18 protein-coding genes are annotated in these 20,813 nt (G+C 61.5%); 12 read left to right on the forward strand and 6 right to left on the reverse strand.

Features of this window, described 5'->3' with window-relative positions; translation table 11 throughout:
• Window positions 1-125: 125 nt before the first annotated feature.
• From ACZ5G6_RS05845 to ACZ5G6_RS05865, 5 genes are all read left to right on the forward strand, one after another.
• Window positions 126-2,258: a beta-galactosidase gene (locus ACZ5G6_RS05845; RefSeq protein WP_498690062.1), complete on the forward strand. Its 2,133-nt coding sequence runs from the start codon at window positions 126-128 to the stop codon at window positions 2,256-2,258.
• Window positions 2,249-3,229 (forward strand): ABC transporter permease, encoded by a 981-nt coding sequence (locus ACZ5G6_RS05850; protein ID WP_223936149.1) that lies wholly within the window; start codon window positions 2,249-2,251, stop codon window positions 3,227-3,229. Before ACZ5G6_RS05845 ends, ACZ5G6_RS05850 begins: the two co-directional genes overlap by 10 nt.
• A gap of 68 nt (window positions 3,230-3,297) precedes the next feature.
• Complete coding sequence (locus ACZ5G6_RS05855; protein WP_223937494.1) at window positions 3,298-4,167, forward strand: carbohydrate ABC transporter permease; 870 nt, start codon at window positions 3,298-3,300, stop codon at window positions 4,165-4,167.
• A gap of 6 nt (window positions 4,168-4,173) precedes the next feature.
• Entirely contained in the window at window positions 4,174-5,823 is a 1,650-nt protein-coding gene (locus ACZ5G6_RS05860) for an ABC transporter substrate-binding protein (RefSeq protein WP_346347159.1), read from the forward strand.
• A 5-nt stretch (window positions 5,824-5,828) separates the two neighbouring features.
• Complete coding sequence (locus tag ACZ5G6_RS05865; RefSeq protein ID WP_223936151.1) at window positions 5,829-6,557, forward strand: DUF624 domain-containing protein; 729 nt, start codon at window positions 5,829-5,831, stop codon at window positions 6,555-6,557.
• 82 nt (window positions 6,558-6,639) lie between these two features.
• On the opposite strand, the gene ACZ5G6_RS05870 is transcribed toward ACZ5G6_RS05865, so the two are convergent.
• The gene (locus ACZ5G6_RS05870) at window positions 6,640-8,778 is read right to left on the reverse strand and encodes a DUF222 domain-containing protein (protein ID WP_498690068.1); all 2,139 of its coding nucleotides are present in this window, start codon (window positions 8,776-8,778) and stop codon (window positions 6,640-6,642) included.
• A gap of 264 nt (window positions 8,779-9,042) precedes the next feature.
• Between ACZ5G6_RS05870 and ACZ5G6_RS05875 the strand changes: the two genes are divergently transcribed.
• The gene (locus tag ACZ5G6_RS05875; protein WP_223932928.1) at window positions 9,043-10,251 is read left to right on the forward strand and encodes an IS110 family RNA-guided transposase; all 1,209 of its coding nucleotides are present in this window, start codon (window positions 9,043-9,045) and stop codon (window positions 10,249-10,251) included.
• A gap of 53 nt (window positions 10,252-10,304) precedes the next feature.
• Here ACZ5G6_RS05875 and ACZ5G6_RS05880 read toward each other — a convergent pair whose 3' ends face one another.
• From ACZ5G6_RS05880 to ACZ5G6_RS05890, 3 genes are read right to left on the reverse strand one after another with little or no spacing between them, the layout of a single operon-like run.
• A complete protein-coding gene (locus tag ACZ5G6_RS05880) occupies window positions 10,305-10,799 on the reverse strand; it encodes a DinB family protein (protein ID WP_498690071.1) in 495 nt (164 codons plus the stop codon).
• Window positions 10,796-11,227 (reverse strand): VOC family protein, encoded by a 432-nt coding sequence (locus ACZ5G6_RS05885; RefSeq protein WP_223936154.1) that lies wholly within the window; start codon window positions 11,225-11,227, stop codon window positions 10,796-10,798. Before ACZ5G6_RS05885 ends, ACZ5G6_RS05880 begins: the two co-directional genes overlap by 4 nt.
• 36 nt (window positions 11,228-11,263) lie before the next feature.
• Window positions 11,264-12,025, reverse strand: coding sequence for an SDR family oxidoreductase (locus ACZ5G6_RS05890; RefSeq protein ID WP_223937495.1), 762 nt, complete (start codon window positions 12,023-12,025; stop codon window positions 11,264-11,266).
• 169 nt (window positions 12,026-12,194) lie between these two features.
• On the opposite strand from ACZ5G6_RS05890, the gene ACZ5G6_RS05895 reads away from it, so the two are divergent.
• Complete coding sequence (locus ACZ5G6_RS05895; RefSeq protein ID WP_498691776.1) at window positions 12,195-12,884, forward strand: hypothetical protein; 690 nt, start codon at window positions 12,195-12,197, stop codon at window positions 12,882-12,884.
• A gap of 31 nt (window positions 12,885-12,915) precedes the next feature.
• Here ACZ5G6_RS05895 and ACZ5G6_RS05900 read toward each other — a convergent pair whose 3' ends face one another.
• Window positions 12,916-15,261 (reverse strand): beta-xylosidase/alpha-l-arabinosidase, encoded by a 2,346-nt coding sequence (locus ACZ5G6_RS05900; protein ID WP_498690074.1) that lies wholly within the window; start codon window positions 15,259-15,261, stop codon window positions 12,916-12,918.
• A gap of 198 nt (window positions 15,262-15,459) precedes the next feature.
• Between ACZ5G6_RS05900 and ACZ5G6_RS05905 the strand changes: the two genes are divergently transcribed.
• From ACZ5G6_RS05905 to ACZ5G6_RS05920, 4 genes are read left to right on the forward strand one after another with little or no spacing between them, the layout of a single operon-like run.
• Window positions 15,460-16,566, forward strand: a complete 1,107-nt coding sequence (locus ACZ5G6_RS05905) for a Gfo/Idh/MocA family protein (RefSeq protein WP_498690076.1) — start codon at window positions 15,460-15,462, stop codon at window positions 16,564-16,566.
• 26 nt (window positions 16,567-16,592) lie between these two features.
• Window positions 16,593-17,555 (forward strand): DUF6807 domain-containing protein, encoded by a 963-nt coding sequence (locus ACZ5G6_RS05910; protein WP_498690078.1) that lies wholly within the window; start codon window positions 16,593-16,595, stop codon window positions 17,553-17,555.
• On the forward strand, window positions 17,555-18,301 hold the full coding sequence (locus ACZ5G6_RS05915) for a cupin domain-containing protein (protein WP_498690080.1): 747 nt from the start codon (window positions 17,555-17,557) through the stop codon (window positions 18,299-18,301). The genes ACZ5G6_RS05910 and ACZ5G6_RS05915 overlap by 1 nt, the downstream gene beginning before the upstream one ends.
• Before the next feature lie 25 nt (window positions 18,302-18,326).
• Window positions 18,327-19,349 carry a LacI family DNA-binding transcriptional regulator gene (locus tag ACZ5G6_RS05920; protein ID WP_223936159.1) on the forward strand — a complete coding sequence of 341 codons (1,023 nt, stop codon included), beginning with the start codon at window positions 18,327-18,329 and terminating at the stop codon, window positions 19,347-19,349.
• Between the two features lie 15 nt (window positions 19,350-19,364).
• Here ACZ5G6_RS05920 and ACZ5G6_RS05925 read toward each other — a convergent pair whose 3' ends face one another.
• Complete coding sequence (locus ACZ5G6_RS05925) at window positions 19,365-19,793, reverse strand: hypothetical protein (protein ID WP_498690084.1); 429 nt, start codon at window positions 19,791-19,793, stop codon at window positions 19,365-19,367.
• Between the two features lie 269 nt (window positions 19,794-20,062).
• On the opposite strand from ACZ5G6_RS05925, the gene ACZ5G6_RS05930 reads away from it, so the two are divergent.
• Window positions 20,063-20,800 carry an ANTAR domain-containing response regulator gene (locus ACZ5G6_RS05930; protein WP_498690086.1) on the forward strand — a complete coding sequence of 246 codons (738 nt, stop codon included), beginning with the start codon at window positions 20,063-20,065 and terminating at the stop codon, window positions 20,798-20,800.
• Window positions 20,801-20,813 lie beyond the last annotated feature (13 nt).

A 20,813-nucleotide genomic window follows, 5' to 3' on the forward strand; every position in this document is an offset into this window, starting at 1 on the left:
TCAAAGTTACTTTCCAGTTTCCCTGAGCGAGCTGTTGTTATTGCGTAAACTTTACGATAGTTTCTCCCTGTGATGTGTGTCGCACTGTAGTTCCCAGAGCGACCTAGGCCGAGCGAAGGACAAAGATGACCATCGATCCTGAGGACATACGGGCTGCTGAAAAGCGGATGGACCAACTGCATCGACAACTTGGCGGCATCGCCTATGGCGGTGATTACAACCCGGAGCAATGGCCGCGCGAGGTCTGGCTTGAGGATGCAAAGCTCATGCAGCAGGCCGGGGTGAATTTGGTGACGCTGGCTGTTTTCTCGTGGAGCCGCTTGGAAACCAGCGACGGCGTCTTCGACTTCGGGTGGCTGGATGACGTCATGGACCTGATGCACGCCCATGGCATCGGCGTGGACCTCGCGACACCGGACGCCGTGCCCCCGGCGTGGCTCGTGGAGCAGCACCCGGACATCATGCCGGAACGCCCCGACGGAAGTACGTTCGGCTTCGGGTCCCGCCAACACTTTGACGTCTCCCATCCGGTGTATCGAGCCAAGTCACTGGCACTCGCTGACAAGATGGGGGAGCACTACGCAAAGCATCCCGCGCTGCGGATGTGGCATGTAGGAAACGAATACGGGCCAACCTCGTACGGGTCGTGGGCTGAGAAAGGGTTCCGCGAGTGGCTGCAGGGAAAGTACTCCTCGCTCGATGAACTCAACGAGGCATGGAGCACCACCGTGTGGGGCCAGATCTACTCGGACTGGAGCCAGGTCAGGGTTCCCGCGCAGCCACGCACGTGGTCAAACCCGTCACGGCGCCTGGACTTCCACCGGTTCACTTCCGACAGCATGCTGGAGCACTTCAAGGCAGAGCGCGACATCCTGCGCCGCCACTCACCGGACCTGCCGATCGTCACCAACTTCATGCGTTTCTACAAGACCAACGACTACTGGGCATGGGCTGCAGAAGAAGATGCGGCAGCGCTGGACATCTATCCCGATCCCCGCGAAGACGACGCCCACGTGGCTGCGGCGCTGAATTTCGACCTCATGCGCTCACTCCGCCACGGCCAGCCCTGGATGGTGATGGAGCAGGCAACAGGTGCAGTCAGCCAATGGTCCGTCAATGTCTCCAAACTGCCGGGCAAGATGAGGTTGGGCTCGTACCAAGCCATAGCGCAGGGAGCGGATTCCATCCTTTTCTTCCAATGGCGGCAGGCGAAGGGTGGCACCGAGCGCTACCACTCCGCCATGGTGAACCACGCAGGCCCGAACACCCGGATCTTCCGCGAGGTCTGCGAGCTCGGCCAGGAACTGAAATCTCTGGCCGATCTCACAGGCACCCGATCCACAGCCAAGGTTGCCATCGTTTTCGATTGGGACTGCTGGTGGGCACTGGAGTTGGGCAACTCGCCGCGCTCTGACCTGAACTACACCCAGGAAGTGTTGCGCTTCTACCGCCCGCTGTTCGAGGCCAACATCACGGTGGACTTCGTTAATGCCGACAGCGACCTGTCCGCGTACAGCCTGGTGATCATGCCAGCCTCGTACTTGCTCACCGACGCCGCGGCCCAAAGGTTCGAAAACTACGTGTCCGACGGCGGCCGTCTGATGGTCTCGTATCTCTCCGGCATCGTGGACCAGAACAACACCATCCGCCTGGGTGGCTACCCGGGCGCCCTCCGCAACGTGCTGGGTGCCTGGAGTGAAGAGGTGCACCCGCTTGCTGGCGTGGGCGAGCAAGTTAAGCTCTCCACGGCCGACGGCGGTACCTCCTCGGCCAGTTACTGGACAGAGCACTTGCACACCGAGACAGCAGAGGTCCTGGCCGGCTACTCTTCAGGGCGCCTCGCGGGAGTCCCCGCCATTACCCGCAACAGTTTCGGTGAAGGCAGTGCGGTTTACCTTTCGGCCCGGGTCGAGGACGGATTGCTCAAGCAATTGCTCGACGACGAACTTCAACACGCAGGCGTGGAACCGATACTGAAGGCACCTACGGGAGTCCAGGTCCGGCGTCGTGCTGGCTTGGGTCCTGGCGGCGGCAGTCCTGACGCCGGCGGTTCCGGCGACGCCGTCAAAAGCTTCCTGCTGGTTCTCAACCACAATGACGCGCCTGCCGGCGTAAACGTCCTCGACGGGGGAATAGACCGCATCAGCGGACAAACGATTCACGGGGAAGTGGAACTTCCAGCAAACGGCGTACTTGTCCTTGAAGAAGTCTTGGTCCCTGAAGACTCTGCAGCTAAGGCGGGAACACCATGGCACTGAGGCTCGACGCTCCGCCCGAGGTTGTCCCGGGCACTGAGCCAAGCAAACAGAAAAAGCGGCGCGTCAAGCCCGGAAGCTGGAAGCTGGCGCTCAAACGGGACTGGCGCCTGTACACACTGTTAGCGCTACCAATGGCATACCTCCTCATCTTCAGGTACCTGCCGATGGCCGGGAACGTGATTGCCTTCCGCCAATTTCAGCCGGGCGGCAGCATCTTCGGTGAGAAGTGGGTGGGCTTCAAATACATCACCCTCTTCATCAATGACCCCAGCTTCTGGCAGGCCTTCCAGAACACCATCATTCTGGGTGTACTGACGCTGCTGTTCTGCTTCCCGATGCCCATCATCTTCGCTTTGATGCTCAACGAGCTCCGGTCCCAGAAGTTCAAAAAGTTTGTGCAGACCGTGGCATACCTGCCCCACTTCATGTCCGTGGTGATCATCGCCGGCATGATCCTGCAAAACTTCTCCATGAACGGCACGGTGAACCAGATCGCGGAATCGTTGTTCGGCAACACCGTGAACTTCACGCAGGATCCAGGCTGGTTCCGGCCGATGTACATCAGCTCAGAGGTGTGGCAGACCATGGGCTGGGGAGCGATCCTCTATTTGGCGGCGCTCACCAGGGTGGATGAATCACTGTACGAAGCCGCAAGGATCGATGGAGCCAATAGGTGGCAACAGACCTGGCACGTGACGCTTCCCGCCATCCGTCCGACCATCATCACGCTGTTGATCCTCAACATTGGCACGTTCATGGCAGTGGGCTTCGAGAAGATCCTGCTCATCTATAACCCGCTCAACTACGCAAGTTCAGATGTCATCTCCACCTACCTGTACCGGGTAGGCCTGGAATCCAGCAACTTCAGCTATGCGGCGGCGATCGGAATGTTTGAATCCGTCATCGGCCTCACGCTGATCCTCTCAGCGAACGCGATATCCAAGCGCCTCGCAGGAACGAGCCTGTGGTGAACAAGACAGTGATTAGAAGTGCTCCTGCTCTGCGCGCCGCTACGGGGAACGGCGTTCTCCTTAAGGACATGAGAGTGTCCACCGGAATGCGGGTCTTCAGGGCGTTCAACCTGGTGTTCCTGCTGTTCGTAGTATTCCTGACGGTTTATCCATTCTTGAACATCATTGCTCAGTCGTTCTCCAGCGAGGGGTTCATCAACGCAGGGCAGGTCAACCTGTTCCCGATGGGCTTCAACACAGAAACGTACAAGCTGATCCTGGCCGACTCCACGTTCTGGACCAACTACGGAAATACGTTGCTGTACACAGTGGTGGCTACGGCGATTTCGATGGTGCTGACCACCTCGTTCGCCTACGCCATTGCCAAGAAAGACCTCAAGGGCCGCAGCGTCTTCATTGGACTCGCCGTATTCACCATGTTCTTCAACGGCGGGTTGATCCCCAACTACGTGCTCATCAGTTCCCTGGGGATGCGGGATTCCATCTGGGCCGTGGTCTTGCCCAATGCCATTAGCGTGTTCAACCTGCTCATCATGAAGTCCTTCTTCGAAAACATGCCGCGTGAACTGGAGGAAGCCGCATCGATCGACGGTCTCACGCAATACGGCATCCTCTTCAGGGTGGTGCTCCCGCTGAGCAAGGCAATCGTAGCCACCATGGTGCTGTTTTACGCGGTAGCAAACTGGAACTCGTGGTTCCAGGCCTTCCTGTACCTGGATAACCCAGACCTGTTTCCGGTCACTATCTACCTGCGCAACATGATCGCCGGAGTCACTACTGCGGGCTCCGCCGGCGGCACCGCGGAAAACGTTGGCCAAATCGCCGCCAACATCCAGTCGGTCACCATCGTCCTGACAGTCATCCCCATCCTCTGTGTCTACCCCTTCGTCCAGAAGTACTTCTTCTCGGGCGTGATGCTCGGTTCCGTCAAGGAATAACCCCTTATGAAAGGACACCCAATGATCGCCAAACGAGAGTTCCGTAGAAGAGACTTCCTAGGCCTCGCGTCCGTTGTCACCATCGGGCTGATGATGACAAGTTGCGACTCTGAGGCCACTGAGAAGGTGGACACCTCGAAATCCCGCAATGGTGCGATGGACAGCTTCAAGGTAGGTGACACGTTCAAGGCGACGACGCCCTTGACGTTCACCTTCCTGTTCTCCGACCAGCCTACTTATCCGTACAAGAAGGACTGGCTGCTCTTTACCAAGATGGCCAGGGACAATAACGTCACCTTGGAACCAACCATCGTTCCAAACAGCGATTACGAGCAGAAACGGAGCCTTCTCATCAGTTCCGGCAGCGCCCCGGAGATCATCGCCAAAACCTATCCGGGACAGGAAGCCGCGTTTGTATCCGCCGGGGCGGTGCTGCCAGTCAGCGACTACGTGGAACTCATGCCTCACTTCCAGGAGAAGGTCAAGAAATGGAAGCTCGAGCCAGAGATCGAAGCACTCACGCAGGAAGACGGCAAGTACTACGTTCTTCCGGGTCTGCACGAGGAACTGTGGCCCGATTACTCGCTGTGCTTCCGCAAGGACGTCCTGAAGAAGGAAGGCCTGGCCGAGCCCACAACATGGGACGAGTTCCGTGAAGTGCTGCGGTCGCTCAAAAAGGCGTATCCCGACGTCGTACCTTTCTCTGACAGGTTCAAGGGCGACAGCGTGCTGAACATCGCGGCACCAACGTTTGGCACTGTGGCAGGCTGGGGCCTGGTGGACGGGCTCCTGTTCGATCAGGACAAGAAGGAGTTCGGCTTTGCGGCAGGCTCAGAGAAGTTCAAGGACCTGGTGACCTACTTCAACTCGCTGGTCTCCGAAGGTCTGATGGATCCTGAGAGCTTTACCCAAACCGACGACTCCGCCATCCAGAAGTTTGTCTCCGGCAAGTCGTTCGTGATCAGCGCCAATTCGCAGAACGTCATCACGTACCGCACATCCATGGAACAATCCCTGGGCAAGGGCAACTTCGAGATCGGCAAGATCACGGTTCCCGGTGGACCCGCAGGCGACGTCATCGGTGGCACCCGGCTGGAGAATGGCATCATGTTGAATTCGTCCGTCAAGGACAAGGACAGCTTTGTGGCACTTATCCAGTACATCGACTGGTTGTTCTACAGCGACGCGGGCCAGGAATTCAGCAAATGGGGCGTAGAGGGCACAACCTTTACCAAGGAGGGCGGCAAGCGGAAGCTGGCGGCCGACATCAACTTTCAAGGTCTCAATCCCTCCGGCACCAAGGACCTGCGGGTGGACTACGGATTCTCAGGCGGAAACTTCGCTTACGGCGGCGCTACGGAACTCCTGCAATCCACGTTCAACGACGAGGAGCTGGCGTTCCAGGAGGCCATGAAGTCCAAGAAGCCCCGCCCGGTTGCTCCACCGGTACCCTTCAACGACGTCGATCGCGAGCAAGCTACCCTGGCACTCACCCCATTGAAAGACCACGTCAAGCAGAACACCCTCAAGTTCATCACCGGGCAGCGTGGTGTCAGCGAGTTTGGCGCCTACGTCAAGGAGCTGGACAGCAAGGGGCAGAGCAAGTACGTCGAGCTCGCGAACAAGGCATACAAGGCCTACGCGGATAAGAAGTAGTTCTGATGGCAGCCACGAAAGCAGAGTTTGGATCCGGGACGTTGTTCAAGGCAGCTGGAACGGTGTACGGCATCATGGTTGGCGATGCATTGCTGGTGCTCGCCAACGCACTGCTTGTGCTCATACCGGTGCTGGTTGGCGTCGTTGGGCCGTTGGCATTGATTCCGTTGGCATTGATTCCGCTGGTCCTTGTGGGGCCCTCATTCGTGGCTGCCTGCTACGCGTTCAACCGGCTGTTGGCAGGCGAGGACACCGGAGTTTTTCATGACTTCATGAAGTCGTACCGCAGCAATTTTGGCCAGGCCGTGGTGGTTTTGCTGCCGTACCTCGTGGTTCTTGTGGCCATTGCTTTCAACCTGAGTGTCCTGCCAGGTTCTTTGAACGCCGCGTTGTTGGGTTCAGGCGGAGGAATCGATCCTGTCCAAATCGCAGCACGAATTGGACTGGTGGGGCTCGGGCTCATGGTCTCCGCCGCAGCCGTCAACGCTATGCTCCTCCTCTCCCGCTTCACGTTCCGGACGCAGGACATTTACCGGTTGTCTGTATACACCATGGGCGCGCAGAGGCGCATATCGCTGGGGAACGCAGGGATAATTTTCGTTGCAGGCTTCGTGCTGATGGCTACCACAACCTGGCTGATCCTGTTCGTGGCGGGAGCGTTGGTGTATCTGATCTGTCTGAACTCCCGACCACTGCTGAAGTTTGTGGAGGGCAAGTTCACGTCAGCTGTTTAGGCAGCATTCAATATCCAACCACTATCCACTATCCCTTTCTTTGACGTTGCCCTTCTTTGACGTGCTCTTCTTTGTGGCGCCTTTATGTTCTGAGGGGTGTGTGGTGGTGGTTGCGGCGTGGTGTTTGGTGGGGGTCGATGTGTGGTGGTGGGGTGAACCAGGGCACGCCGGTGTTGGTGGTGATGGTCCAGTGTTCTTTGTGGATGAGGTGGTGGTGGTGGCTGCAGAGCAGGGTGCCGTTTTCGGTTCCTGTGGTGCCGCCGTGTGACCAGTAGGTGATGTGGTGGGCTTCGCACCAGGGTGCTGGCATGGTGCAGTCGGGGAAGGCGCAGCCTTGGTCCCGGGCGGTGATGGCTTTGCGGATGTGGGGTGGGAAGATCCGGGTGGTTCGGCCGATGTCCAGGACCCTCGATTCGGTGCCGAGCAGGACCGGGATGATGTCGGCGTCGCAGGCGATTTTGCGGATGGTGTTGGGGTGGATCGGGCCGGTGAATGTGGCGGCGCCGGAGCTGGGCCGGGTTCGTTGCGGGCCGGGTTGATTCGTGGGGGTGTTGGCCGGGCGGGTTCGGGTGTTGGTTGCGCGGTTGGGGGTGTTGGCCGTGTTCGTGAGTTCCTGGAGGAGGTCGTGGTGGTTGATGGTGACCATGACCTGGGGCCGGAGTCCGCCGTTGGCTGGCAGCTTGCCGGTGGTCAGGGCGACACCGCAGGCTCCGACGAGGCCGTCGAGGAGTTTCTGCGCGCGGGAGCGGCGGTCCAGGTCCGGGCTGGCTGATCCGTTCCGGCCACGACGCTGACCGGCAGGCTCACCAGCTTGGCCGCCACTGTTCGTACCCGGCCCGCCCGTGCCCGGCCCGCCCGTGCCCGGCCCGCCCGTGTCCGCTTCGTTCGTGTCCGGCCCGCCCGTGTCCGGCCCGCCCGTGTCCGGCCCGCCCGTGTCCGGCCCGCCCGTCGTGTGGTTGTCCCCGGGGGTGTCGCCGTTGCCGGTGTCGCCGTTGCCGGTGGTGAGGCGGGGGTTGGTGGCGGTGTTCATGGCGGTGGTGAGTGTTTCGTATTGTTCGGTGGTGGCGAAGATTTCCAGGTGGTGCAGTCCGTGGCGGGGTTTGCGGATGAAGGTGCCTTGGAGTTGGCGGAGGGTTTCTTCGCTGGGTTCGGGCCCGTCCTGGTCGATCGAGTCGGTCCAGCGTTTGGCTATTTTGAGGACGAAGTCGGGGTCGGATTCACGGGCGGTGGTGGTCAGGGCTTGTTCCATTCCGGCGAGGGTGTCCTCGTCGGTGAGGAGCTGTACTTTGTCCAGGGCGGCGCTGATGATGGTCGCTGAGCGGGTGGGTATCTGCGTGGTCTCGAGGGCCTTGGCAAGGATTTCGCGGCGGGGCGGGATGTGTTGTCCGGCGATGCCGACGCGGGGGAGCGCCTGGGCTGCGAGGGCGAGCCGGCGCCTGGCTTCGCCGATGCCGATCCTCAGGCGGGCGCGCAGGAATTCCGCGGCGTTGCGGTACCCATCATCCACCACCGCGGCAGCATCCGCCGACCCAACAGCAGCAGGCCCAACAACGGCGGGCCCAACGGCGGCGGAGTCCGGGCCCGAGGTTGCGGTCCCGGCCCCGGGTTCGCGTTCAAGTTCGGTTGTGGTTTCGGTCCCGGCTTCGTGTGCGGTCCCGGGTTCGGTTGTGGTTTCGGTCCAGCCTGTCCGCCATCTGGTGCCCGCGGCGGAGGAGTGTGCCTGCTGGGCTTCCTGCCGGGTCCGTTCCACCGCCTGGGCCGCGACCACCTGAAGGTACTCCACGGTCCGGGCGATCTCCTCCACCCGCCCGGCGAAGTGTGATGCCTCAACAAACCCGAACAGCCGGGCTTCAGTGGCGGCCATCCCGCGTGGACCTTCCAAAGCAGAGACCAGGGTTTCCATGGCGCCGGCTAGTGAAGGCGGGGTGGGCTCTGAGTGCACGTGTTCATGGCCGGTGCCTGGTTGGGCCGGACTGGCGGTGGCATCCAGGGTTTCATCCGGGCCGGGAGGGGAATGCGGTGCACTCCTTATCGAATCGAGCCCGCGAAGCAGCTCAGCGCGTCTGGGATTATCCGCACGTGTCAGCATCGACGTCGAACTCTTGGATGCCATGGCGAGCCGGGTAGGTGCTCCCATGCTCCGCATCCTGGCCCGGGAGAGGGCAGCACCGTCACCGGAGGCTACCGCCCCACGTGCCGCGAACTGCCCAACCCTTTCCATGAATCAACCCTCCCACCAGGGTCTGACAGTAATGATGGAATTGGCTTGTGTTGCGGTGTGACTCTGCCTCCGACTGACGCCCTTGTGGTTTGTCTTCAAAATGATCTGTCCGCCGTGACGCAGGCTGTAATAAGCGCGGCGGCCAGGTGGACATGACCTCATAGGAGCCTGCTCAAAGAATCCCATTACTGTCTTGTCTGACCACCCGGCCGGCGTGCCCTTCATGTTCCATTGCACGCAACAGAAGGTCAGGGCAGTTTCATCATGGCAAAACAACATCCGAAAGTCATCGCTGGGATCGACACGCATGCCGATACCCACCACGTCGCCGTCATCAGTGAAACAGGGCGGCATCTAGGGGACAAGGAGTTCCTTGCCGTCGGTTCCGGCTACCGGCAGATCGTGGAGTTCATCACCGGATTTGGCCCGGTCTCGTCCATCGGCGTGGAGGGCACAGGCAGTTACGGAGCGGAGCTCGCACGCGTCCTGAGTCGGGAGCACTTCTGGGTCCTGGAAGTGATGCGTCCAAACCGGCAAGAACGCCGGCTACGGGGCAAGTCTGATCCGTTGGATGCCTATCAGGCTGCGGAAGCTGCACTTGCCGGCAGCAGGGTTGCGACGCCAAAAGCCAGGGACGGGGCTGTGGAATCACTACGTGTTCTGCGCGCTGAACGAAACTCTGCCATGCGGGCAAGGGTCGCGGTCATGGCTCAGATCAAGAGCATCCTGGTCTCTGCTCCTGAGCCCATCCGGGCGAAGTACCGCGGCTTAAGCCGCGTTGCAATGATGAGCGCACTGGAGAAAAGCCGACCGATCGGTGACCCTGCCGAGCCTCCAAACGCCACCGCCATCGTTCTCAAGCGCTTGGCTGTCCGCTACCGGCACCTGAACACGGAAGTGGCCCTGATCGATACTGAACTCGACGCAATCCTCACCATTCACGCCCCTACGCTCAGGGACATTCAGGGTGTTGGCACTGACGTTGCAAGTCAGTTGCTGGTAACCGTAGGCGACAACTCCGAAAGGGTCACCTCGGAGGCAAGGTTCGCAGCCCTGGTCGGCGTTGCCCCCATCCCGGCCGCCTCAGGGAAAACCACCCGGCATCGACTTAGCCGTGGCGGAGACCGGCAAGCCAATAAAGCCATCCATCGCGTAGTGCTCGTACGGATGATGAGTGATAGCCGGACCAAAACCTACGTGGCCAGGCGCCGACAAGAAGGCAAAACCACCAAGGAAATCATGCGCTGCCTCAAACGCTACGTTGCACGTGAAATCTATGACCAGATCATGCACCCCCACCCAGCACCCTTCGCCGGGCAGCTCCGGGCCCTGCGGAAAGCCAAGAACATCACCCTCCAGGCCGCCGCTGATGACCTCCGCGTCTGGCCTACCGCACTATCCCGTCTCGAACGCGGACTCACCCGCGACGACAACTTCCACAAACGCTACGAAAGCTGGCTCAACGACCATTGACAGCAATAGGAGCATCATTTTTAGCGTCCCCGCGTAAAACCGAAAAATTGCTACTATCTGGTCACTTGCTCACGGAGGATGTCCGCATGGCCGCAGTGCTGCGCGAGCTCCCGCAGCATGTGCAGATACACCCAGCGGAGGGGGAGCGGGCCTCGTCGATTTCCGAGCACGAGGTCGTCCAGCCCCAAATTCGAGGCGGCCCGCCGCGAGGCCTCGCACGCTTGGCGATGTGCCTGCTGAATGCCTGCGATGGAGTCAGTGTCCTCGAGAATAAAAGACTCGTCAGGCGTGGCTGGGATGCCGATCTCGCTCCGGGACCGGCATGAGATGGCTTCATCGAACCAAACCTTTTCCACGAATGTGGCGTGTTTTACCAACCCCAGCAGCGTTGTTCGCGAAGGGACCAACGAGCGGCGCGCTTGCTCTTCAGTCAGCCCGTCCAGAGACTCGGAGAGTGCTCGCCGATGCTCATCAAGGAATGCATCGAACTGGGCCCGGGCATCGTGGTTGATGACGTCGTCAGCGAAGGTCGGCGGGAAGTCGCTCATCCGAAAACCACCGTGCCGTCGTCGTCGATCCTCCAACCTGGGTTGTGCGCGATCTCCCAGACAATGCCGTTCGGATCCTTGACGTGGCCGTGGAAAATGCCCCCAAAAGCGCTGGACTGGGCGGGCTTCAGCACGGTTGCGCCTGCAGATACCAGTTGCTCGATGGTGCTGGATACCTCGGCAGCGCTATCGACATTATGCGAAAGGGTCACGCCGCTGACGCTGCTCGTAGGAACGCCGCTGGCCAGGTCTTGGTCGAACTTTTCAGCATCGAAGAGTCCGAGCATCAAACCCGGCCCGACCTGGAAGAAGATAATCTCCCCGGGCACGTCCATGAGCGGATCCCAACCGAGTCCGTCCTTATAGAACGAACGGGCATGGTCGAGATCCGCCGTGGCAAACGTGATGAAGTGCAGTCGCTGGTCCATACGGGACATCGTAGCCACAGGGTACGACGGCGGAACTTAGCTCAAGTGCTGACGGGCGCCATTGAGGTGGGAAGCCGGGGCAGCGAACAGGGCAGAGACGTGGTCCCCAAGCTCGTTGACGTGGGTGTAGCCCGGGAACTTTCGGTGCGGAGCAGCTTCCCGCATGGCGTCGTCCAGCAGAGCCTTGACCACGAACACCACAGCAGCCGACGTCTGTTCCTTGGGCTCAGTCTTGTGGCCGGATTGGGCAGCCTCGAAGCCATCTGCGACGCCGAGAACCCAGGCTTCCGAGGCGGCCTTGATTGCAGCGTAGCTGGCACCGGATGCTGTGGGCTTGGCTGCGGCGACAGCCGAAACGATGGCCAGGCGCCCACGCGGTGATGCCTCCAGATCGGAGTAGAACGCACGAGAGGTGTTGCGAAGAGTCGTCATGATGCTGGTGTGCAGGACATCCCAGTCCTCGTCCTTCTGGCCGACGATTCCCTCGCCGCCACGCCAGCCGCCGACGAGGTGAACCAGCCCATCCACGGCTCCGAACTCGCTCCGGATTGAACCTGCCAGGGCCTCCACCGATTCGGGATCCGCAAGGTTGCAGGTGTAGGGCACCACGCCGTCGTGGGAGGCTGCGAGTGCTTCGAGGCGGGCGGCGTCCAGATCGACGGCGGCGACGCGCGCCCCCAGCGCAACCAGCGAGCCGACAACAGCTTGACCCGCGGCGCTGGTGGAACCCGCAACGACGACGTTGAGGGGCTGAGTGGATGGGGCGCCGGATGCCACGTCGTTGTGGTCATTCGTGATTGGCAATGTGTGTCCTTCCGAAGGGAAAAGTTGGTCAGAAGGAGCCTACCGAGGATCCAGACTGGCTTATCAATAAATGGGCGTAGGATAAGAATCTCTCATGCTCACGCAGGTCTGGCTCAGCCTGAGCCCACGGACGGGATGGGCCTGGAAGTGGGAGGATGAATCTGTGGAACCCCTCTTCGACTTCCTTGGCAGTTACTGGTGGCTCATTTTCCCTATCGGCGGGATGGCTGGCGGGTGGGCAAGGTCGTGGTCCAAAGCCAGCGAAGAGCGCCATCGCCGCAAAGTTGAGTTGTACAAGCTGAAGAACCAGCTTGCGGTGCACGAGCAAGCCAACCAGGCCGAGGTGGTCTCGCTGATGGCTACGCATGATGCAGTGAACCACAAGTGGCTGGACTACGAACTGGACGTTGGAAAGCTCATTGACTATCCGCTGATGACTGACGTCCGCGAACCTCTGACTGTCGCATTCCTCCGAGCCAAAAAGGAAGCGGATGGACTTCGGCCAGCCGCTCCGCAGGACATGACGACGCCGGCCCGGCTGGCTGAGTATCGTGCCGCTGTCCACAGCTTCGAACTCGCTTTCGATGTGGCCGAACGCGAAGCGAGACGCATCAAGGACTCCAACTTCACCGGGCCCGAACGTCAACGACTGGCAACGGCGAGGAAGCTGCTGCGTATTGCAGAAGACTCCGCAGCTACCCCGGCCGAACGGCAGACGGCGTACAAGCGTGCGCGCAAGGAACTCGACGGCCTGATCGTCCTTCCGGAAGCGACCGTTGCCGCGCTCGAAGGCAGAATCGCTGGAATGCTCGGCGTGCGACAAGACCCTGACACCGACGCGCGCATCGCTTGACGCCCAGGGCCAGGGTCCGGAAGCCATAGGGCTACGCCAATGCCCGCACCTGAAACGGCGTCAGCATCTCGCGCTCAAACCCCACCACGCGCCGCGGCCCGTGCAGGATCACCTCATGGGTCTGCACATCACAGGTACTCGACGTAGAAACATGCAGTTTCACCAAGCCAGGTGTCACCACGCGCTGGAGGTCCAGCCCCGTGAAGGACGTGCGGTCCGCGTGGACCACAAAATCCACGACGGCGGACGCGCCGGCTTCCAGCTCCACGCGGGCGTAGCCGATGAGCTCGCGCATGGGACGAACCACCTCGCCGACAGGGTCCTCCAGGTACAGCTGCACTACTTCGGCGCCGCCCACGCCGCCGACATTGCGCACCGTACAACTGACGGTGACCGAGTCCGACGTCGACATTGCGGGAGAGCTGCACTGGTGGTCCGAGAGCTCAAAGCTGGTATAGGACAGGCCGTGTCCGAACCCGAAAAGCGGCGACGGGTCCAGTGCGCTCACTTCAGTAGGTCCTGCCAACCGTGAGTGAAGGTAGGTTCCTGGTTGGCCGCCGGGGGAGCGCGGCACGGAGGCCGGCAGCTTTCCGGAGGGATTGACGACGCCGGTCAGCACGTCCCAAAGTGCCTCGCCGCCCTCTTCGCCCGGGAAGAAACCTTGAACGATCGCATCGGCCCGGTCTACGAAGTCACCCAATGCATAGGGTCGCCCGCTCAGTACCACTACGACAACGCGCGTCCCGGCCTCGGAAGAAGCTGTGAGGATCCGGTCCAGCATGTGGTGCTGGTCCCCGGGAAGGCGGAGATCGGCGGCGTCGTTTCCTTCGCCTGAGGTGCCCCGGCCGAACAGTCCAGCGTTGTCGCCAACAACCACAACGCAGGTATCACTGGAGGCAGCGACGTCGCACGCTGCGGAAATCTCGGCCTCCGAGGCTGATTCGCAATTCCCCGTCACGGACCTCGTCACGGACTGGAAACGGGAGGAAGCCACACCCGCAACTGTAGGCACGTAAATTCCCATCGGCACATCCGGGTGGGATGCACCCACATGCGCATCAAAGGAGTAGCAGCCGAGCATCGCGAAGGGGTCGTCAGCCAGCGGTCCAACAACGCCGATGGTTCCGGAGCCCGAAAGTGGCAAAGCCGGCGCCCCTGAAAACGGTCGATTGCTCAGCAACACCAACGACTGTGCTGCGAGCTGACGGGCCAACGCCCGGTCCTCGGCAGGATCCAGTTCAAGAGGGCCGGAAAGGGCAGCTGGCGCTACAGAGAAATCAGGCGACAAAAGACCAAGCTCGGCCTTCTGGGTAAGAACCCGTCTCAGTGCCGAGTCAACCACGGATTCGTCCACGGCACCCTCACGGACCCGCTCCGCCAGCGGCTCACCGAAGCAGTTGACGGTGGGAAGCTCAACGTCGACGCCGGCCCGCAGCGCCAGCACCGCGGCGTCACCGGAATCGGCGGCCACACCGTGCGTGACGTCCAGGAACGCAACACCAAAGTAGTCGGCCACCACCGTGCCGGCGAAGCCCCACTCCTCACGGAGCAGCCCGGTGAGTAGGTCGCGGTTCGCGGCGGCTGGTACGCCGTCGACGTCGGTATAGGCGTGCATCACGGAACGCGCGCCGCCGTGCCGGATCGCCATTTCAAACGGCGGCAGCATGACGTCGGCGAGTTCGCGGGGGCCCATGGAAACGGGGGCGTGGTTGCGGCCTGCCTGGGAGGCGGAGTAGCCGACGAAGTGCTTGAGGGTGGCGACAATTCCGGTGGATTCGAGCCCCTGGACGTAGGCGGTGGCTACCGTGCCCACCAGGTAGGGGTCCTCACCGATGGTTTCCTCCACCCGGCCCCATCGGAAATCCCGGACGACGTCGAGCACGGGAGCCAGGCCCTGATGGACGCCCAGGTTACGCATCGACGAGCCGATCCTGACCGCCATCTCCCGTACCAAAGCGGGGTTGAACGTGGCACCCCAAGCCAGAGGGACCGGGAAAGCCGTTGCCTTCCACGCCGCCAAACCGGCCAGGCATTCCTCATGCACCTGCGCCGGAATTCCGAACCGGGACGCTGCCATGATCTGCTCCTGCGCGGCCGCAAGGCGCCGGGCGCCCTCGGATGGCTCCACCGGGACGGTGCCGTACATGCGCGTTATCTGGCCCAACCCATGGGAGATGACCTCGTCCCAGGAGCGCGTATCGCCCGCCATCTGGCTCTGGAGGGGTGCCACGGAATCGCCGTCGCTGGAGGCGTTGACCCACACGCCCACCAGTTGGGCGAGCTTTTCTTCCAAGGTCATTTCCCGGATGAGGTGTTCTACCGCGGCCGGGATGGGGACGCGGGCAAGTGCTTGCTGTTCAGCGGCGCCGCTGCTCACAGGCTTCTCCTTGGGTTGGTTACTGATTTTTAGAAACTATCAGAAACTTACAATTAGTTTCTAGGGCCAAAATGTGTTGATTTACGAGAAGAATCTTCATAGCGTTGACGCAACAAGGTGCAAAGAGCGCCAGTTTGCACCGCTAAAGATCAGAAACTTTCGGACATTATCCAAGCCAGAACGTTGGAGAAACCCCATATGCAGACGTACAGAGTGGCCATCGTTGGAACGGGCGGGATCGCGGCCGTGCACGCGTCCAACCTGGCCCGCACCGACAACAGGGCAGAGTTGGTGGCTGCGTGCGACGTCGACGACGCACGGCTGCAGGCTTTTGCCGATGAACACGCAATCGCTGGCCGATACCAAAGCCTCACCACGTTGCTCGCCGAAGCCAAGCCGGACATCGTGCACCTTTGCACTCCGCCGATGATGCACATCGATCAAGCCATCGAGTGCCTCGAAGCGGGTGTGCATGTCCTGTCCGAGAAACCACCAGCGCTCAGCCTCGCGGACTTCGACCGCCTCAACGACGCCCAAACCAAGGGCGGCGCGCAGTTCTCCTGCGTCTTCCAGCACCGCTTTGGCGATGCATCGGCGGCAGCACGTTCCTTGATCGGCGGAAGCGACTTCGGACGTGCCCTCGTTGCCCGCTGCGACACCCTCTGGTACAGGCCGGATGAGTATTTCGATCTCCCATGGCGGGGCACCTGGAAGGCGGAAGGCGGTGGTCCAACCATGGGCCACGGCATCCACCAGTTCGATCTCCTCCTTCACCTGCTCGGCCCTTGGGAAGAAGTCACGGCCATCGCCTCCCGGCAAGCCCGGGCCACGTCCACCGAGGATTTCTCGGCCGCCTTGGTGCGCTTCGAAAATGGTGCCGCGGCCACAGTCATCAATTCCCTGCTCTCGCCCCGCGAAACCTCGGAGATCCGCGTCGACTGCGAGTTCGCCACCATCGAGCTCAGCCACCTTTATGGCTACGGCACCAAGGACTGGACCATCACGGCGGCACCTGGCCATGAGGACCACGTGGCGGGTGCTTGGTCTGCTGAACCTTTGGAGCGGGGGAGCGGCCACTCGGCACAGTTCCTGGCGATGTATGACGCGCTCGACGCCGGACTCCCGCTCCCAGCCGGAGCGGAGTCAGCGAGGCAAACACTTGAGTTCGCTGCCGCAATCTACGCCTCCGCCTTCACAGGGAAGCCGGTTCGCCGCGGGGAAATCGTTCCTGGCCACGCTTTCTACGCAGGCATGGATGGGGAGGGCCGCGGGACGCGCGTCCTGGCTTCCACTGCCCGCTCCTGAACCACCACAGACTCAACGGAGAATCAATGACCACGTCAGCCCAAACCGCCCAGACCACCGCCCTCAGCTATTTCGACGACGGCCGTTCCCTGACTTTCAAGGCCGATGGCCAGAACATTGCAACATATACGTACTGCCCCACCGACGAACAGTATGAAAGCCCCCGCCCCTTCTTCCACCCGCTCACCACCTTGGGCGGCGACGAAGTTACTATCTCCCGCCCGTGGGACCACGTCTGGCATAAAGGACTTTCCTGGGCGCTGCCAAATATGGGGGAGCACAACTTCTGGGGTGGCGCGACGTACACACGCGAGACCGGCTACGCGAACCTGGACAACAACGGCGCCATGAACCATGAGGCCTTCAGTTACATCGAGGAATCTGCGTCTACGATTTCCGCCGCTGAGTCCCTGCTCTGGACGGCGCAGCCAACCGGGCCCGGTCAACAGGGTTTGCCCCTCGTCAGGGAGCAGCGCCGCTTTGCCATCCAACTGCTGCCAGCTGGAAACTCGTGGGCACTCCTTTTCGAAACCGGGATGAGCAACGTCTCCGGCGCTGAGATCGGCATCGGAAGCCCTACTACGGAAGGCCGGGACAACGCAGGGTATGGCGGCCTGTTCTGGCGCGGTCCCCGGTCCTTCACCGGCGGCGAGTTCCGCTCCTCAGCGGGGACTGGTGCGGACGAGTTCATGGGCACGCGGTCACCATGGATTGCTTTCACCGGCCAGCACGACGTCACTTGCCGGAAGTCGAGCATCATGTTCGTGGAGGACCAGGCAAACGTGGGTGCACCCAACCAATGGTTTGCCCGCTCGTCGATGTTCGCCTGCCTGGGGTCCGCGCCGTTCTTCAGCGAAGTAGTCCCGCTAAAGGTCGGGGAACCGCTCAAGTACCGGTACGCCGTCGTGATTGCCGACGGTTCCCTTGGGGATGACCAAGCCGCTGCGCTCGCGGACGCTGCCAAGGCCGCATTGGATGGTTGGGCCTAATGTGCACTTCATTCCCGGGCGCAACTGCCGTGTCCGAAGTCAGCATCTACAACTGGCCAAGTGAGGACGGTGAGGCCGGCGGGTCACCGCACCTGCACACGGCATCGACGGAGGCGTACGTCGTCCTGGAAGGAACCGGCCGGCTGGAGACGCTGGACTCACGCGGCTTCACTACTACGGATCTGGCACCAGGCACGGTGGTCTGGTTCACGCCTGGAACCGTCCACCGCGCGATCAACGATTCCGGGGACCTCAAGGTGCTGATCGTCATGCAGAACGCCGGTCTTCCCGAGAACGGCGACGCAGTGATGACCTTCCCGCTGGAGCACCTGGTGGACGTCGAGACCTACTCGCGCGCCGCTGTGCTTCCGTCCAAGGACGCCGACGGCGGTGACCCGGCTGCGGAGGCGGCTGCGCGGCGTCGTCGGGACCTGGCTTTGGAGGGGTATCTGGAGCTGAAGGAGGCCGTGATGAAGTCCGGCGTTTCGGCGTTGGCCGAGTTTCATGCCGCCGCTGTCCGATTGGTGAGTGGCCGGGCCGGAACGTGGCGCGGCTATTTGGCCGAAGGGGCGGCGCGGCAGGCCGAGCTCACCCAGGGCAATTTGGACTCTCTCGAGTCGATGGAAAGTTTCTACTTGCAGGACTCGAGGACTACGATGGGCGAACGGAAAACCCGCAGGATTTATGGCATGTGCGGCCGAATCCAGACATGGGAACTTTCCGAAACTATTGCCGCTGGGGGGTGATCCCCGGCCGAAAGGGGTGCGTTCCATGGTGACCAAGCAGGACTCTGGGCGGGCGACGATCAGCGAGATCGCCCGCGAAGCCGGAGTGTCCGTGCCCACGGTTTCCAAGGTCCTTAATGGCCACGCCCATGTGGCAGCGGCTACGCGCGCCCGGGTAGAAGAAATCATCGCCAAGCGCGACTACGCCCGCAGGCCGGCAAAGCGCAGCAAGAAGGCTGGGCTCGTTGACCTCGTGTTCCCGGGCCTGGCCTCGGAATGGGCATGCGAAATCATTGAAGGCGTTGAGCGTGTGGCCCAGGAAGCCGGGTATGGCACCGTGGTCAGCAGCCTGTCCCTGGACGGATCGCGGATTCGCCCGTGGCTGGCGAACCTCGCCGAGCGGAAGTCCGACGGCGTGTTGCTCGCCGTGTACGAACTGGACTCCAAGCAGATCCAACGCATAAAGGCCCTCGGAATCCCGGTGATCCTGATCGACCCCGTAGGCCAGCCGGGGCCGGACCTCATGACCGTGGGCGCTGCGAACTGGGATGGCGCCTTCTCAGCTACCGAGCATCTTTTGAAACTCGGTCATAAGCGCATTGGCATGATCGGCGGCCGCGAGGACCTGCAGTGCAGTGGCGCCCGTGAAGACGGCTACCTGGCTGCCCTGCGCCGGGGTGGTGTTGAAGCTGATTCTTCGTTGATGGTGCCGGGTGATTTCTCCACGGAATCCGGCGCCCGTGGGACCGAGGCTCTCCTGGCCTTGGATGACAGGCCCACCGCCATCTTCACGGGCAATGATGCACAAGCCCTCGGTGCCTACCGTGCTGCTCGTTCTGCGGGGCTGCGGATCCCGGAGGACCTCTCAATCATCGGCTTCGACGATATCCCGGCCGCTGAATGGATCGAACCAGGCCTCACTACGGTCCGCCAGCCCGTGGTCCAGATGGCTGAGACGGCAATGCGCGCGCTACTCCGGCATCTCGAAGGCGACGAGGAGTTGCCGCAGCGGATCGAGCTCGGAACGGAGCTTGTGGTGCGGGGCTCGACGGCGGCGCCACGCCCTTAAGGGTGCGGCTGGAGCTTAGCCCCGACCCATGCTCGTCGACGGGTCTTGGTCGCCTTCGGAGGGGTCTGCCCGGAGTTCGTCCGGGGTTCCATCCGGCAGGCCTGCCGGTCCGGGGACGTCGCCCGAAGGGGCCTGAACGTCGTCGTCCGTTTCCATGCCTTGGCCAGTAGCGGCGTCGGGTCCTGGCTCGTTCTGGCGTTCGCCGGAGTCACTCGCAGCTGTGTCGCTCGTAGCTGCATTGTGACCCGGGGTTGTCGGGTTGCCCTGGTCAGGCGACTCGGAGTCCATCGCGTTTGAACCTTCGCTGATGGAGGAGTGGACTTGGATGTCGTCATCCTTCGCGCCGGGCTCGGGCACATGTTGATCGTCCACTGGATCCGAGGTGCCGGCCAGGTCTTCCATCGCGTTTTCGGCGGCTTTGCGGATGCTGTCTTCAACGCCCATCAGATGTCTCCTTTGCACGAATGGGTCCGGTGCTCGGACTCGGATAATATAGTAAGCCTACTTACTTTCCGTTCGATGTAACACCCTGCCCGGATTGACAAAGTGACCCCCATTAGGTCATCAATCTGCAGGTCAACGCATGGAGTGCCGCACTTTGTACCGTTGATCGTTGGAGGATATGGTGTCTTCAGACCGTTTTGCAGAGGGCGGCGATATTCGCTCCTTTGCTGTCTGCTGGGGACGCTTTTCAGTCAGTAGGAACGTGCCACATGGTCAACCCCCGCCCCGAGCAGGAAGCTCTCCAGAATGGATATTTTCTGGATCTCGTCCTGGGCAGCGAAGACGTCGAGGCTTTTCTCGGCGATCTCGCTTCTTTCTCGGCAGAGAGCCTCTCACACCGCAAGTCCCCTGTTTATTGCGGCATCACAGTCCTTCGGCGCAAGAGGTCAGCCACGGCCGCCAGCAGCGATGACCGTGCCCGCGTCATGGACGAACTCCAAAACACCTTTGAGGGACCGTGTCTTACGGCCATGGACAAGCTGACGTCTGTTTTGGTCCCGGACCTTCTTCGCGAACACCGTTGGCCGGAATATGTCGAGGCCGCTTCCCATCAGGGGCTTCGGTCCATCCTGAGCGTGCCGCTGCTGGTCGAGGGGGATACCCGTGCTGCTCTCAATCTATACTCCGAGCGGACCCACGCGTTCAGCGACGATGACGTAGAACGTGCCGAGGTGTTCGCTTCGCATGCTTCCAAGTCGCTGCGGCTCGCGTTGAAGATCGCCCAACTCAGCGATGCACGGAACGATCTCGCGGCTGCGATGCAGTCGCGCACGGTGATCGACCTGGCCGTGGGCGCCATCATGGCGCAGAACCACTGCAGCCAGGAGGAAGCATTCACCATCCTGCGTACGGCGTCCAGCAATCGAAACATCAAACTGCGGCATTTGGCCCAGTCGATCATCGCCGCAGTGTCCTCGGGGAAGGTTACGACCCACTTCGAGGAGTAGGGCTGGGATTCTG

Source organism: Arthrobacter sp. TmtSoilC51 (assembly GCF_055388015.1).